The following is a 14,612-nucleotide window of genomic DNA, read 5'->3' as shown; positions in this document are numbered from 1 at the left end:
CCGTTTAAATGAAATTACAAAGAATTAAAATCCAATACATTGCATCGAAGAAGAGATTACGAGAATATAATTGCGATTGTTATATGCTTTCGCTGAAAGGGCGCATATAATTGGTCGGAGTGCCTTTTACATAGTATTGCCATAATACGATGCCGCTGCTGATGATAATGATGTTTTTCATGATGTATTGGCCCAGCAAGGTAAAATCGTAAGGCATGCGCATAAAGGTTTGATGCGGGAAGAAGATGAATGGGGTAAATGTGCAGGCCATGTGTACAAACAGGAGGATGAGCACCCATTTCATGGTGCGACGAAGTATCAGCATGAGGCCAAGGCCACATTCCCAAACTGCGAGCGTTAGGATGGCCACCCTATCGGGCATTAAGCCAAAGGTGAGTTGATGGATGGTTTGTATGGCAACCTGCTCGGCAGGGCTAAGGCCAAAAAAGAACTTAAGTACGCCGAACCATACATAAATGACACCGATACTGATGCTCAGTATTTTGAACGGGGATAATGTATTTTGTTTGATCTCGGTCATGGCCTTGTCTGTAAATTATATCCTTTGGAGGGAATTTAACGGGAAAGGTTTAGTTGAATAATGATCGAATGATTGATTTATCGAATGATTGAATGTTTTAGCTATTATTGTTTCACCATTTATAACAATGCCATGAAGAAACACCTGCATACCTGTTTACTTATTTTGAGCCTTATTGTTTTTTCGGCGCGATCAAAAGCACAATTGATACATCGCGAACTTTTGCAAAAAGCATCGACCGATCTGGGCCGGTCGCTTGTGCCGCAAAATAAATTCAAACCCTTCCCCCAAACACCCGATGGCTGGCGGCAGCTACTGCCCGATACGGTTATCGCTAAGATCATCCGTAAGGGTGAGGCCGCTTTGAAAAAGGATTTCAAAAATATCCCGGCAACGGTAATGCTTGAATTTGTGCGCACCGGCAACCGCACCGATTATGAAAAACTATCGTTCGAAAAACGAAACCAGTTATGGGACCTTGCAATGGCCGAGGCGGTTGAAGGCAAGGGTCGTTTCACCGACCAGATAGTAAACGGGATATGGTCGATAAGCGAGGAAAGTTTTTGGGGTATCAGCGCGCATGTTGGTGCGCAAAAGGCCGGTGCAGGCCTGCCCGATGTAGAAGACCCGATAGTTGACTTGTTTGCCGCCGAAACCGCAGCCGTACTGGCATGGACCGATTATTTTGTTGGCCCGCAATTGGAGAAGGTATCGAAATTGGTACGCCCCCGTATCCGTTATGAAATAAACCGCCGAATATTTACCCCGATGCTCACTGCCAAATACGGCTGGATGGGCGGCAACAACCCCGAAGCCAAGCTGAACAATTGGGCGCCATGGATAGCGAGCAACTATATTACCGCGGCCCTTATTATGGAGAAAGATGATGCCAAACTCCTGGACGATATGAACCGGGCCATTAAAATACTCGACCAGTATATGGATGGCCTTGGTGTTGACGGCGGCTGTGAAGAAGGGCCGAGCTATTGGGGCGCGGCCGGCGGTTGCGTGTATGATGCGCTGAACCTGTTGTATGATGCCACGGGCGGCAAAATCAATATTTACAAAGAACCGTTCATCCAAAAAATGGGGAGCTATATTTATAAGACACATATTGCCGGCGATTACTTTATCAACGTTGCCGACGCCCACCCAACCCTTAAACCCGATGGCTTGATGATGTACCGTTTTGGGAAAGACATTGGTTACGGGCCGATGCAGGAGTTTGGTAGCTGGGCTTACCATAGCTTTAAGGACGAAGACGGTTATGAGCAGTTCCGCCGGACGAGGGTTTTGTATGACCTGGCCGCCATAAGCGCCTGCGCAACATCGCCCGCAAAGGAAACCGACGTACACGATGCCTGGTATAGCGATGTGCAATTGATGGTGGCCCGCTCGGACGATGGTTTGTTTGTGGCATCGCACGGCGGCACCAACGGCGAAAGCCATAACCATAATGATGTTGGCGATTTTATGGTATATGCCGATGGTTATCCGGTAATTATCGACGTTGGCTCGGGCACGTATACCGGGCGTACTTTTGGTAAAGACAGGTACAAGTTGTGGTTCAATACCTCGCCGTACCATAACCTGCCTACCATTAACGGCAAAGAGCAAGGCGCGGGCCTGCAATATACTGCCAGCGATGTTAACTATCAGCTCAACAAAACCGGCGCAGGTTTGAGCATGGATATTGCCAAAGCCTATCCTGCCGATGCCGGTATAAAAAACTGGACCAGGACAGTAAAAATGAGCAACAACAAGATAGAAATTGACGACAGCTATGCGATGGCCACACCGTTGGCCAGCCTGACACAATCGTTCATGACGGTTTGCGATGTTGATTTAGGCACGCCGGGCAAGATTATTTTTAACCTGCCTAACCAAGGGAAGGTTTATTTGGATTATGATGCTTCGGTATGGGGTATCGGCAAAGAAAAGATGGACTTAGTTTCGCCGGAAGACCAGGGATTAAAGCACAGTTGGGATGGAAAAACCATTTGGCGGATATTATTGACGAATAAGATGAACGATATGAACAAGGTGGTGAAGTATTTGGTGTATAAGTAAAAACAAATAAGGCGCCCGGTAGGCACCTTATTTGTTTATGAAAGATGGTAGGTGTATGCTTTATTCCTTTCCATCTTGAACTTTATCCGGCTGATATTCTCTTCGATATCGTCTTTCTTGTCTTTATTGGTCACCAGCATTAAGCCTTTTTCATACCAATTAAGTGCTTCGTTCAATTTACAATTGTTTTCGGCACACAACCCCACAAGGTTGTAAATAGCCGAAACATATACTCCCGGAATGGTAACAGCCTTTTGGGCCACCAGGTTCACCTGGCGTTCCATATTCAAAAACACCAGCAGGCTGATATAATGAAAGTACACGTCGGGGAAAAATGCGTCCAACTCGGTGCATAATTTAAAATGATAACCTGCGGCCTGATAGTCACAAAGATTATAATAGTAAAGAACACCTATTTTATAGTGCGCACGAGCGAACAAAGGATCTTCAGCGAGGATCTCGTTCAATAACTTCAGCGATAGTGGAGTGTCTCCGTAACTCAACTCCTCCACCGCATGCAAGTATTTCTCTTCAATAGAATAGTAAGTGTCCATATAGGATATAGATTTCGCTCCTGCTCGAAAAAGCAAAAGACATTTTAAAAATTAATTGATTCGTTGATAGCGGTAATAGTAATTAGCTATACGGCATTGGAGGTATGGTGAGTCAACGCAATATCCCCCCGAAGCATCCACATGGGTCGCTTTATGTATGACATACTCAGGTTGGTTAGGAAAAGCATTTTTTTATTATTTATTACAAAGATAGCAGTTTACCAGGTAATTGCAAAATCGGAACAAATAACTACGCGTAAGAATAGCGAAGTAGCGGCTATGGGTTAGGGCTAAACAAAAATAGCGATGGGTTTGAAACCCATCGCTATTTGGTATAAGAGATAAAACTTTCATTTAATTCCCCAACTCGCTCATAAACTTGATGCGCATGAGCTGCACTTCTTCGCGGGTATAATCGTTGGGGCCAAGTTCGGCAAGGGCGTCGTCAATTGAGTCTACTTCGGCGGTGCGGAAGTAATCGTACACTTCTTCCTGCTTGTCTTCGTCTATCACCTCATCGATATAATAGTTGAGGTTTAGCTTGGTACCTGAGTTGACAATGGATTCCACTTCGCGAATGATGTCTTCGTAACTGATGCCTTTTGAGGCGGCAATATCTTCGAGCGATAAATGGCGGTCGATGTTTTGGATGATATACACCTTCATGGCCGATTTATTGGCCGCGCTTTTGATGACCATGTCGATAGGTCGGTCGATATCGTTCTCTTCGACATATTTGCCGATCAGTTCGATAAACTGCGCGCCAAACTTCATTGCCTTGCCGGCACCAACACCCGATATTTGTTTTAACTCATCAATAGTGATGGGGTAATGCGTACACATTTCCTCTAAAGATGGGTCCTGAAAGATAACAAACGGTGGCAGGTTTTTTTGCTTGGCTATTTTTTTACGCAGATCCTTCAGCATTTGCAGCAATTGCGCATCCAAAGCGCCGGAGCCGCCGTTTTTGGTGGCATCGTCGCTGTCGTCGCTATCGTCTGTAGAGCCCATTGGCCTGTTCAGCACATATTTTAAGGAATACGGATTCTCGATAAAAGCATTGCCCGATTTGGTGAGACGCAACAGACCATACTGGTCGATATCCTTGGACAAGAAATTATTAAGCAAGGCCTGACGCATCAGCGACTGCCAAAGCACTTCGCCTTCCTCTTTTCCCGAACCAAACGAAGGCAACAAATGGTGTTCGTAGTTATGTATTTGCGGATTATCAACGCCCATCAACACACTGATGATGTGGTTATCATCGAATTTCTCGCCCAACTCCCTAACAACGCTCAGCGCTTTATGTAAAGGTGCTTCGGCATCAAAATACTGTTTTTGCGCGCTGCAATTATCGCACATACAGTTGCAGCCCGCTTCGTTAAAGTTCTCGCCAAAGTAGTGCAATATTTGCTGGCGCCTGCATACGGCTGACTCAGCATAATCAATCACTTCCTTTAATATCTGGGTGCCAATTTCACGTTCAGCAACCGGCTTGTCCTTCATAAACTTTTGCAGCTTGTCGATATCCTTTTCAGAATAAAACGACAGGCAGATGCCTTCTCCTCCGTCGCGCCCGGCGCGCCCGGTTTCCTGGTAATAGCCTTCCATGCTTTTGGGCATGTCGTGGTGTATCACATAACGCACATCGGGTTTGTCAATACCCATACCAAAAGCGATGGTGGCAACTATTACGTCTACATCTTCCATCAAAAACCTGTCCTGCGTATCGGCGCGAACTTTGGCATCCAAACCGGCATGGTAAGGCAATGCTTTTATACCGTTCAGATTTAAAGCTTCGGCAACTTCTTCCACCTTTTTGCGGCTAAGGCAATAAATAATGCCCGATTTGCCCTGGTGTTGTTTTACAAAACGAACAATTTCCTTTAAAACCGTACGCTTTGCCCTCACCTCATAAAACAGGTTACCGCGGTTAAACGATGATTTATAGATGGTAGCATTGTTCATCTGCAGGTTCTTTTGAATGTCCTGCTGAACTTTTGGGGTTGCGGTAGCTGTTAATGCGATGATGGGTATATTATCGCCGATGTTACTGATTACCTGACGTATTTTGCGGTATTCGGGCCTGAAATCGTGGCCCCACTCGGATATACAGTGAGCTTCATCAACCGCAACAAACGATACATTGTTTAAACGTAAAAAATCTATATTTTCCTGTTTGGTCAACGATTCGGGCGCAACATAAAGTAGTTTGGTTTTGCCTTCCAACACATCTTCCTTTACCCTTGTTATCTCAGATTTATTTAATGAGGAGTTTAAAAAGTGGGCAATACTATCCGATCCGCCAAAGGCGCGGAGTTGATCGACCTGATTTTTCATTAAGGCGATGAGCGGCGATATCACGATGGCCATACCATCCGTCATGAGTGCGGGCAACTGGTAACACATGGATTTTCCTGCACCGGTCGGCATGATCACAAAAGTATCGTTGCCTGACAAGATATTGGTTATAATGGCTTCTTGCTCCCCTTTGAAGTTATCGAAACCAAAAAAATTTTGAAGGTTGTCAAAAAGTGACTTCTTCGTCTCTATCATTGTACAAAAATTATTCAGAACAGATTTAAAACCAAACATCAAAATAACAAAAAAAACAAAGAAATATCACTTAATTTTGCTTTTTTTAGTTACTTATGATATTGAAAGTATAATTTACGAATTAAATTTGAGATAACCAACACATTTTGCGTAATTATTTTTTTATAGTACGATGTCGTTTCAAAATAATTATCCAATTTCACGGCCTGAACGAAAATTCAAAAAACAACATTAACAAAAAATGAACCGTAATAATTACGCCATTATAATGGCCGGCGGCATTGGAAGCCGTTTTTGGCCCATCAGCAGAACCTCCCACCCCAAACAATTTATTGATATACTTGGTACCGGCAAAACACTGATACAACAGACTTACGAGCGTTTGTTGAAGATATGCCCCAAGGAAAACATTTTTGTTGTTACCAATGAAATTTATACCGACCTGGTAAAAACGCAGATACCCGACATGGCCGATGGCCAGATATTGACGGAACCGGTAATGCGTAACACTGCACCTTGCATTGCTTACGGCTGTTTTAAAATTGAAAGCCTTAACCCCAATGCAGCCATCGTGATAGCTCCGTCGGACCACCTGATATTAGATGAGGCCGCATTTGTAGCCACTATAGAAAAATCGTTGACAGCCGCTACGCAACATAGTTGTTTGGTTACCTTAGGCATTAAACCATCGAGGCCTGATACGGGCTACGGCTATATACAGTATACCGATAAAATTTTAAACAACGAGTTTCATAAAGTTAAAACCTTTACTGAAAAACCTACGCTCGAAATAGCCAAAACCTTTATTCAAAGCGGCGACTTTTTATGGAACGCCGGGATATTTGTATGGTCGGTTAAGGCCATACTGGCCTCATTTAAAAAATACCTGCCCGAAATAAACGATATTTTTGACGAGGCCAAGCCGGTTTACAATACCGACAAAGAGAAAGGTTATATCCACAACGCTTACCAGCAATGCACCAACATATCCATTGATTATGGCATTATGGAAAAAGCGGATAACGTTTATGTGATACCATCAGAATTTGGCTGGAGCGATTTGGGTACCTGGGCATCTATTTACCAATTGGCTGAAAAAGATGATGCAGGCAATGCGCTTATCCCATCCGATAAAATCATCACTTACGATTCATCGAACAATATGGTGAGCGTACCCGAAGGAAAACTGGTGATCATAAAAGGTCTGCACGATTTTATCGTGGTGGAATCGAACAATACGTTGATGATTAGCCCGCGCTCGGAAGAACAAGGCGTGAAGCAAATTGTTGCCGATGTGAAGCAGAAGCACGGGACGAAATTTATCTAGTCTGAAGCCTTGAGTCGAGAGTCTTGAGTCTTTTTATTAAATAGTTTACGAGCGTCGGTAACGGCGCTTTTTTATTGACTCACGACTAAAGACTTAGGACTTGCTTCTTTGCCTTATTGCCTCGTACAATATCACCCCGGTTGATACGGAAACGTTCAACGACTCGATTTCGCCGAACATGGGTATTTTGGCCAGATGGTCGGATATACGGATGAGTTCGTTGCCGATGCCATCATCTTCGGAACCCATAATGATGGCCGTTGGCACGGTATAATCGGGTACGTAGATATAATCATTTGTTTTTTCGGTACAGCAAACCAGTTGCAGGCCCGATGCTTGCAGGAACTTTGCGGTTTGCAACAAACTGCCCTCACGGCAAACAGGGATATTGTACAACGCCCCGGCCGACGTTTTAATGGCATCGGCATTGATTTGGGCTGAGCCCATTGCAGGGACAATAAGCGCGTGCACACCCGCACATTCGGCAGTTCGGGCTATGGCACCAATGTTGCGCACATCGGTAATACCGTCGAGTATCAAGATAAGCGGTACTTCGCCTTTCTCAAATATCATGGGAATAATGTCCTCAATCTTGTAATAGGTGATGGGCGAAATGATGGCAATGATACCCTGATGGTTCTTGGCCGTAACCCGGTTCAGTTTTTCGACAGGCACCTGTTGCGATTCGATTTTATATTCGGCAAGCAAAGCTTTCAGTTCAAAAAACAGCGGACCGCCGAGGCCGCGTTGTATAAAAAGAGATTCGATTTCTTTTCCGGAGCGGATGGCCTCCATCACGGCACGTATGCCAAACACCATTTGATTGCTCTCTCTTTTTGATTGCTGGCCGAACCCCATATTTTCCTGATGAATAAGTCAGCGAAATTAGTTATATTAATTGATTTAGGGGGTATTTTTATGAAAGTGGAAACAAGTTTAAAAAAAACACTTCACAACAAAAAACGTTATTAACAGAGGGGTTAATTTATTGAATATCAATAGCAATTTATTTTTACCCACAACTTACTAACAAACGCTGTTAATTAAAACATGGGCTAAAAACGCCATTTTCAACGATTTTGCTTTGAGCAAAAAAAGGGATGTTAGTGAATACCAATGCAGGCATAGTAATTACATTCCTAATTTGTATATTTTTGTACAGTATGATTTTGGAGAACGATAACCAGCCTGGAAAAACAGGATTTTCGAGCGATAAGCGCAGTAGATTTAGCACAAACCCGACTAGCAGTTTAGGCAAATTACCACCGCAAGCCATTGATTTGGAGGAGGCTGTTTTGGGTGCTTTGATGTTGGAGAAAGACGCCCTTTCTTCGGTTATCGATATTTTGAAACCGAATGTTTTTTATCGAGACAGCCACCAAAAGATATTCCAGGCCATACGTACCCTGTTCGAAAAAACATCACCTGTTGATATATTGACCGTTACCGCCCAGTTACGCCTGCAAGGTGAACTGGAAATGATAGGTGGTGCCTACTATATTACTGAGTTAACCAACCGGGTGGCTTCGGCAGCCAACATTGAGTATCACTCGCGTATCATCATCCAAAAATATTTGCAGCGCGAGCTGATACGTATCTCGACGGATATCATCAATAGTGCGTACGAAGATACCAGCGATGTACTTGAGCTATTAGACCGGGCTGAGAAAAACCTGTTTGAGATAGCGCAAGACAACCTTCGCCGCGATTCGCGTAAAATGGATGATTTGTTGCGCGAAACACTCGCGGAGATAGAATCGCTTAAAGATAAAAAAGATGGCTTAACGGGTATTGCCTCAGGCTTTACCGAGTTGGACAGGATAACCTCAGGCTGGCAAAAGTCGGATTTGGTGATATTAGCGGCACGACCGGCGATGGGTAAAACCGCTTTTATATTAACCTGTGCCCGTAACGCCGCAGTCGATTTTCATAAACCAGTGGTTGTATTTTCGTTAGAAATGTCGTCGGTACAGTTGGTGAACCGTTTGGTATCCGGCGAGACCGAAATTGAGCAGGAAAAAATACGCAAGGGCCGTTTAGAGGAGTGGGAATGGAAACAGATACACTCGCAAATTGGCCGTTTGGAACAAGCACCATTAATTATAGACGACACACCATCGCTGAGCATATTTGAGTTCAGGGCCAAATGCCGCAGGTTAAAGGCACAACACGATATCCAACTCATCATCATCGATTACCTGCAACTGATGCAAGGCAAGGTTGATGGCAAGGGAGGCGGAAATCGTGAGCAAGAGATAGGTAGTATATCACGCGGTTTAAAAGCTGTTGCCAAGGAGTTGAACGTACCGGTTATCGCGCTCTCGCAGTTAAGCCGTGCGGTGGAGAACAGGCCCGGTGGTTCAAAACGCCCAATGCTGTCGGATTTACGTGAATCGGGCTCGATTGAACAGGATGCCGATATGGTATTGTTTTTATACCGCCCCGAATATTACGGGTTGGAGGTTGATGAGGACAATAACCCAACGCAAGGAGTGGGCGAAGTTATCATTGCCAAGCACCGTAACGGCGAAACCGGGCGCGTACGCCTCAAGTTTGTGGGCAAATATGTGAAGTTTACCGACTTGGATACGGGCATGGATTCGTTCCCGTCGGCAAGCGCGGCGCCAAATCCGTTTACGGGCTTAACCCCATCGCAAGATTTTGAAAAGCCGAGCAACTTTATCATCCGCCCGTCGAAGATGAATGATATTGATGAAGACCCGCCGTTTTAATTCAAAAGTCAAAAGTCAAAAATAAATAGTTCGTTACCTATAGCGTAGAGATTGCTTTCCCGAAGTCTCGGGAAAGGCTGTGCCCCGCAATCACGTTTTTTTATTGGCTTAGACCGAAATAATAAATTGCGCTCCTTCGCCGGGTTTGCTTTGCACTTCGACGGTGCCATTTATCTGATCGATAAATTCTTTTACCAGCATCAGGCCCAAGCCGCTGCCTTTTTCGTTTTTGGTGCCCAGGCTCGATGTCGGCGCAATTTGTTTAAACAGTTTTGCGGCCTTTTCGGGGGCCATGCCTATCCCTGTATCAGTAACCGTTATTTTTGTTTTGTCGCGATGCTTTTCCGCAGTAATGGTTATCGAACCGTTCTCTGTAAATTTCATAGCATTGCTTACCAGGTTGCGCAATATAAATTTGATAACCTGTTTATCAATAGGTACCACGGTATATTCGTCGACCAGGTTCAATAGCGAATTATTTTTCATTTTTGAGTTCAATCCCTCCGCCAAAAAAATATCATCAACCAATTCTTTCAAATTGATTTGGCTAACAACCGTTGTATTGATTTGCAATTGCCCCCAGTTTACCACATTGTCGACCATCTCCAACGTACTATCCAATTGCACACTCACCAACTTTAACATCTCGGCCGATGTTTCTTCGTCGATATAATCGTCTTTTTTCATATCGATAACCGATTTGATGGAGGCCAGCGGGTTACGCACATCGTGCGCTACAATGGATATGATGCGCTTTTGGGTTTCGGTTAGGTAATGGAGTTGTTTGTTTTTGATGCGCAGTTCGGCTACTTTTATAACGGTGCCGGCCAAGACTTTTAATGCGAATTTTTGACGTTCGTTTAATACGCGCGGCTCCCTGTCAATCACGCAGAGCGTTCCCAACCTGCTCCCCGATTCGGTAACCAATGGCATGCCCGCGTAAAACCGTATTTCAGGGTCACTGGTAACCAATGGGTTATCGCTAAAACGGATATCTTTTAAAGCATCGGGTATCTCAAAAATATCATCCTGTAAAATAGCATGGCCACAAAAAGATACCTCGCGCGATGTTTCCGTAGCATCGAGCCCAACCCTGGCCTTAAACCACTGGCGTTCGGTATCGAGTATGGTAATCAATGATATGGGTGTACCGCAAAGGTCGGATGCCAGTTGTACTATTTCGTCAAATTCCTTCTCTTCGGGGGTATCTAATAGTTGGGTTTTGTAAACGTCTTTTAATCGAGTACTCTCGTTGTCGGGGAATATGGGTGCTATCATACCATGAAAATAATAAAAATATCTTTTTGAAAAAATAAGAATCTGCTATGCTTAATAACCTACGAGAAAAAAATGTTCGCGGTTTTTAAAAATCATCAAAAAAACCAACCTAACAATACACCGGCGATAATGATGACCGGGGTTTTTATCCGGGTAAACCGCAACAACAAAAATGTGGCTATCACTATGATGTATGACAGATAATTTAGGCCCAATGGCTGGGTGAGCAAAATCAAAGCTGTAGCCATAAAACCCACGGCAACGGCATTGATGCCGCTGAGCGAGTTTTTGATGCTGGTGATTTTACGTAAATCGTTCCAAAAGGGTACAATAAACAAGATGAGGATTAGACCGGGCAGGTTTATGCCGATAACTGCTACCAGACTGCCAATAATTTGTCCGTAAAAACCAGCGCCGTTATTGCCCATTGCCATGCCGCCCAAAAATGAGGTGAACGAAAACGTAGGACCGGGCAAAGCCTGTTGTAAGGCATAGCCCGACAGAAATTCGGGCGCGGTGAGGTAATGTTTAACCTCAACAAACTCGGTATACATAAGCGGTACCAATACCTGGCCGCCGCCAAAAATGAGGATACCGTTACGGTAAAAGTTTTCGAACAAACGGATGGGCAAACTGAATGGGGAGGTACGATTTACGATGGCACCCAACGCACCAAAAAACAGCAGGATGCCAATAAAATAGCTTACTTTTCGGGGGTTAACATTGGCAAAAAGACTTACACGAAGCTCGGTTTCCTGTGGCGGCGACTCTAATGCCGACGATATGATACCCCCAAGCATCACCAGAATTGGAAAAGCGTACGCATTTTGAAGTATAAGCGTAGTAATAAGCGAGCCAATGGCCAACATGGTATTGACCCTGGTTTTTAAAAACTTGTAGGCGAAAGTGTAAGTGGCAAAAGCCACAATACCAATAGCTACCGGTTGTATAAAACGTAGTATTTCGGCATATTTACCATGAGACGCGAGCAGGTTAAAACCGATAGCTGCGGTGCACATAATTGCCGCCGAAGGCAGTATCCAAATCAAAAAAGTAATAAGCGCCAGCCATAGCCCGCCAAATTTCCATGCAACTCCCACCAGTGTTTGGGTTGACGATGGGCCGGGCAAAATTTGTGAAAGGGCATTGAGTTCCATCAACTCATCTTCCTTTATGTATTTGCGTTTTTCTGAAAACTCGCGGAGCAGCATGGCCAGGTGTGCCTGTGGCCCGCCAAATGAGGTAAGCGTATAAACAATTACATCGCGAATAAAAAGAAGGTTACGCTTTCTCAAAATACACAAATTTAATAATCGTCGTCATCATCCATGCCCTTGGCCTGCATGTACACCGTTTTCAGTTCGGACAGGGCGTGGTTATCGCGCAATTCCTTTGCAATAAGCATACCGGCTTCGTAAGTTTTTAGGGCATCATCCAGTCGGTTCAAAGCCTCGTACAGTTTACCCAAATGGTAATAAGTTCCTACATATCGAGGATGATTGTTAACCAGGTCTTCGTAGTAGACCAATGATTTATCGGTCTCGTTCAGCCGCAAATATTCGGTTGCGAGGGCATATTTCAGGAACTCATCGTTGGGTTCGTTTTTATAAAATTCAAGAAGCTTGTCTAATCGTGTCATCTGTATTTTTATGTCTGTACTTTTTAAACTAATTTTGCATTGACCAATTTTCGACTCAATGAAAATATTAGTTTGTATTAGCAACGTTCCGGATACGACCACAAAAATAACCTTTACCGACAACAACACCCAATTTAATACGGCAGGAGTACAATTCATCCTAAATCCTTACGATGAAATCGCACTTTCGCGGGCGGTTGAGCTTGCCGAAGGCGGTAAAGGCACTGTAACAGTTATCAATGTAGGCGAAGTTAGCACGGAGCCTACCATCCGCAAAGCATTGGCCGTTGGGGCCGATGAGGCGGTAAGGATTAACGCCAAACCACATGATGCGTATTTTGTAGCCTACCAGATAGCTGAATATGCCAAGGATAAAGCGTTTGACATGATATTGACCGGCCGCGAATCGATTGACTATAACGGCGCGAAAGTGGCCGGAATGATTGGCGAATTATTGGATATCCCTTCGGTATCCATTATCAAAAAACTGGATGTTGATGGGACAACCGCCACGGTTGACCGTGAAATTGAAAGCGGAAAAGAAGTAATCACCATACCGTTCCCATTTGTAGCGGGTACCGCAGAAGGTGTTGCCGAATGGAAGATACCGAATATGCGTGGCATTATGTCGGCACGGACAAAACCGTTGACCGTTGTTGAACCAAAGGAAGTGAAAACATTATCAGAAATTTTAAGTTTTGAAACACCGGCCCCGCGCGGACAGGTAAAATTGGTTCCGGCAGATGATGCCGCTAAACTGATTGACCTGTTGCATAATGAAGCGAGGGTGTTTTAGAGGCGTATTGCGATGTACGTATTGCGTAGTGCGATATTGAACATCGAAGCATGATAAATAACAAAATGAAAACACTGTCGTAAGGCGCAAATAGGATCTCAATACGCAATACGCAAATCTCAATACTAAAGAATATGTCAGTTTTAATATACGCGGAGAACGCCGATGGCAAATTTAAGAAGTCAATTTTCGAGGCTGTTTCCTATGCCAAGGCCATTGCTGCTCAAAATAATACAACGCTGGTTGCCCTTTCTATCGGCAATGTAGCGGCTGCTGAGTTAAGCGCTTTAGGAAAATACGGTGCTGAAAAAGTACTGAACGTAAGCAACGACAAATTAAAGAGCTTTGTTAACCAGGCCTATGCCTCGGTAATAGCGGAAGCGGCAAAAAAAGAAGGGTCGACTATTGTGGTACTCTCCAATTCCTTTTCGGGAAAAGGTTTGGCACCGCGTATTGCCGTTAAATTAGGGGCAGGACTTTCCGATGGCGCGGTTAGTTTACCCGACGCAGGCGCCAGGTTCACTGTGAAAAAATCAGTATTCTCGGGCAAAGCGTTTGCCGTGGTTGAGCTGACATCGGAAAACAAGGTGGTATCGTTAACTCCCAACTCATACAAATTAGTTGAAACAGGCGGCAATGCTACGGTCGAGGATTTCACATCGGATCTGAAGGACAGCGACTTTAAAACCATTATAAAAGACATTGTTAAGGCTACAGACAAAGTATCGTTACCTGATGCTGAATTGGTTGTATCGGCAGGGCGCGGTTTAAAAGGACCTGAAAATTGGGGCATGATAGAAGAGTTAGCTAATCTGTTAGGCGCGGCCACAGCTTGCTCAAAACCGGTATCGGACGCCGGATGGCGCCCGCATAGCGAACATGTTGGACAAACTGGTATAGCTATCAGTCCAAATTTGTATATTGCGATAGGAATTTCGGGGGCCATACAACACCTGGCGGGTGTAAGTTCGTCGAAGGTAATTGTGGTCATCAACAAAGACCCCGAGGCGCCATTTTTTAAAGTTGCCGATTATGGTATTGTTGGCGATGCGTTCGAGGTGGTACCAAAATTAATTGAAGCTGTAAAACAGTTAAAAGCTTCATAATAAAACAGAATTG

General features: G+C 44.4%; 12 protein-coding genes. 5 read left to right on the top strand and 7 right to left on the bottom strand.

The genetic code is table 11. The features are described from left to right. Positions 1-79 precede the first annotated feature (79 nt). The gene (locus QZX97_RS06150; RefSeq protein WP_295655436.1) at positions 80-541 is read right to left on the bottom strand and encodes a hypothetical protein; all 462 of its coding nucleotides are present in this window, start codon (positions 539-541) and stop codon (positions 80-82) included. Between the two features lie 132 nt (positions 542-673). Here QZX97_RS06150 and QZX97_RS06145 point away from each other — a divergent pair, with 132 nt between their 5' ends. Further along, complete coding sequence (locus QZX97_RS06145) at positions 674-2,611, top strand: heparinase II/III family protein (protein ID WP_295655434.1); 1,938 nt, start codon at positions 674-676, stop codon at positions 2,609-2,611. A 35-nt stretch (positions 2,612-2,646) separates the two neighbouring features. On the opposite strand, the gene QZX97_RS06140 is transcribed toward QZX97_RS06145, so the two are convergent. Both QZX97_RS06140 and recQ read right to left on the bottom strand, forming a co-directional pair. Continuing rightward, the gene (locus QZX97_RS06140) at positions 2,647-3,165 is read right to left on the bottom strand and encodes a hypothetical protein (protein ID WP_295655432.1); all 519 of its coding nucleotides are present in this window, start codon (positions 3,163-3,165) and stop codon (positions 2,647-2,649) included. A gap of 354 nt (positions 3,166-3,519) precedes the next feature. Further along, the gene (recQ, locus tag QZX97_RS06135) at positions 3,520-5,718 is read right to left on the bottom strand and encodes a DNA helicase RecQ (RefSeq protein ID WP_295655613.1); all 2,199 of its coding nucleotides are present in this window, start codon (positions 5,716-5,718) and stop codon (positions 3,520-3,522) included. 244 nt (positions 5,719-5,962) lie between these two features. On the opposite strand from recQ, the gene QZX97_RS06130 reads away from it, so the two are divergent. Continuing rightward, the gene (locus QZX97_RS06130) at positions 5,963-7,048 is read left to right on the top strand and encodes a mannose-1-phosphate guanylyltransferase (protein ID WP_295655430.1); all 1,086 of its coding nucleotides are present in this window, start codon (positions 5,963-5,965) and stop codon (positions 7,046-7,048) included. A gap of 93 nt (positions 7,049-7,141) precedes the next feature. On the opposite strand, the gene rlmB is transcribed toward QZX97_RS06130, so the two are convergent. Then, the gene (rlmB, locus tag QZX97_RS06125; RefSeq protein WP_295655428.1) at positions 7,142-7,906 is read right to left on the bottom strand and encodes a 23S rRNA (guanosine(2251)-2'-O)-methyltransferase RlmB; all 765 of its coding nucleotides are present in this window, start codon (positions 7,904-7,906) and stop codon (positions 7,142-7,144) included. A gap of 305 nt (positions 7,907-8,211) precedes the next feature. Between rlmB and dnaB the strand changes: the two genes are divergently transcribed. Continuing rightward, a complete protein-coding gene (gene dnaB, locus QZX97_RS06120; protein ID WP_295655426.1) occupies positions 8,212-9,780 on the top strand; it encodes a replicative DNA helicase in 1,569 nt (522 codons plus the stop codon). Between the two features lie 108 nt (positions 9,781-9,888). Here the strand turns inward: dnaB and QZX97_RS06115 are convergent, their stop codons facing one another. The 3 genes from QZX97_RS06115 to QZX97_RS06105 form a co-directional block, all read right to left on the bottom strand. Next, on the bottom strand, positions 9,889-11,058 hold the full coding sequence (locus tag QZX97_RS06115) for a GAF domain-containing sensor histidine kinase (protein WP_295655425.1): 1,170 nt from the start codon (positions 11,056-11,058) through the stop codon (positions 9,889-9,891). Positions 11,059-11,153: 95 nt separating this feature from the next. After that, positions 11,154-12,353 (bottom strand): chromate efflux transporter, encoded by a 1,200-nt coding sequence (chrA, locus tag QZX97_RS06110; protein WP_295655423.1) that lies wholly within the window; start codon positions 12,351-12,353, stop codon positions 11,154-11,156. An 11-nt stretch (positions 12,354-12,364) separates the two neighbouring features. Continuing rightward, positions 12,365-12,703 (bottom strand): tetratricopeptide repeat protein, encoded by a 339-nt coding sequence (locus QZX97_RS06105; RefSeq protein WP_295655611.1) that lies wholly within the window; start codon positions 12,701-12,703, stop codon positions 12,365-12,367. Between the two features lie 52 nt (positions 12,704-12,755). Here QZX97_RS06105 and QZX97_RS06100 point away from each other — a divergent pair, with 52 nt between their 5' ends. Next, positions 12,756-13,493: an electron transfer flavoprotein subunit beta/FixA family protein gene (locus tag QZX97_RS06100; protein ID WP_295655421.1), complete on the top strand. Its 738-nt coding sequence runs from the start codon at positions 12,756-12,758 to the stop codon at positions 13,491-13,493. A gap of 134 nt (positions 13,494-13,627) precedes the next feature. After that, positions 13,628-14,599, top strand: coding sequence for an electron transfer flavoprotein subunit alpha/FixB family protein (locus tag QZX97_RS06095; protein WP_295655419.1), 972 nt, complete (start codon positions 13,628-13,630; stop codon positions 14,597-14,599). Positions 14,600-14,612 lie beyond the last annotated feature (13 nt).

Source organism: uncultured Mucilaginibacter sp. (assembly GCF_903893715.1).
In the GTDB taxonomy this organism is placed as follows: Bacteria; Bacteroidota; Bacteroidia; order Sphingobacteriales; family Sphingobacteriaceae; genus Mucilaginibacter.
The sequence above is the reverse complement of the archived record's forward strand: the minus strand, read 5'-3'. Positions and strand labels throughout refer to the sequence as shown.

Excerpts from the sequence above, each read along its gene's own strand:
- QZX97_RS06150 (WP_295655436.1), bottom strand. The coding sequence starts at position 541 with ATGACCGAGATCAAACAAAATACATTATCCCCGTTCAAAATACTGAGC.
- QZX97_RS06145 (WP_295655434.1), top strand. The coding sequence starts at position 674 with ATGAAGAAACACCTGCATACCTGTTTACTTATTTTGAGCCTTATTGTT.
- QZX97_RS06140 (WP_295655432.1), bottom strand. The coding sequence starts at position 3,165 with ATGGACACTTACTATTCTATTGAAGAGAAATACTTGCATGCGGTGGAG.
- QZX97_RS06130 (WP_295655430.1), top strand. The coding sequence starts at position 5,963 with ATGAACCGTAATAATTACGCCATTATAATGGCCGGCGGCATTGGAAGC.
- rlmB (WP_295655428.1), bottom strand. The coding sequence starts at position 7,906 with ATGGGGTTCGGCCAGCAATCAAAAAGAGAGAGCAATCAAATGGTGTTT.
- dnaB (WP_295655426.1), top strand. The coding sequence starts at position 8,212 with ATGATTTTGGAGAACGATAACCAGCCTGGAAAAACAGGATTTTCGAGC.
- QZX97_RS06115 (WP_295655425.1), bottom strand. The coding sequence starts at position 11,058 with ATGATAGCACCCATATTCCCCGACAACGAGAGTACTCGATTAAAAGAC.
- QZX97_RS06100 (WP_295655421.1), top strand. The coding sequence starts at position 12,756 with ATGAAAATATTAGTTTGTATTAGCAACGTTCCGGATACGACCACAAAA.
- QZX97_RS06095 (WP_295655419.1), top strand. The coding sequence starts at position 13,628 with ATGTCAGTTTTAATATACGCGGAGAACGCCGATGGCAAATTTAAGAAG.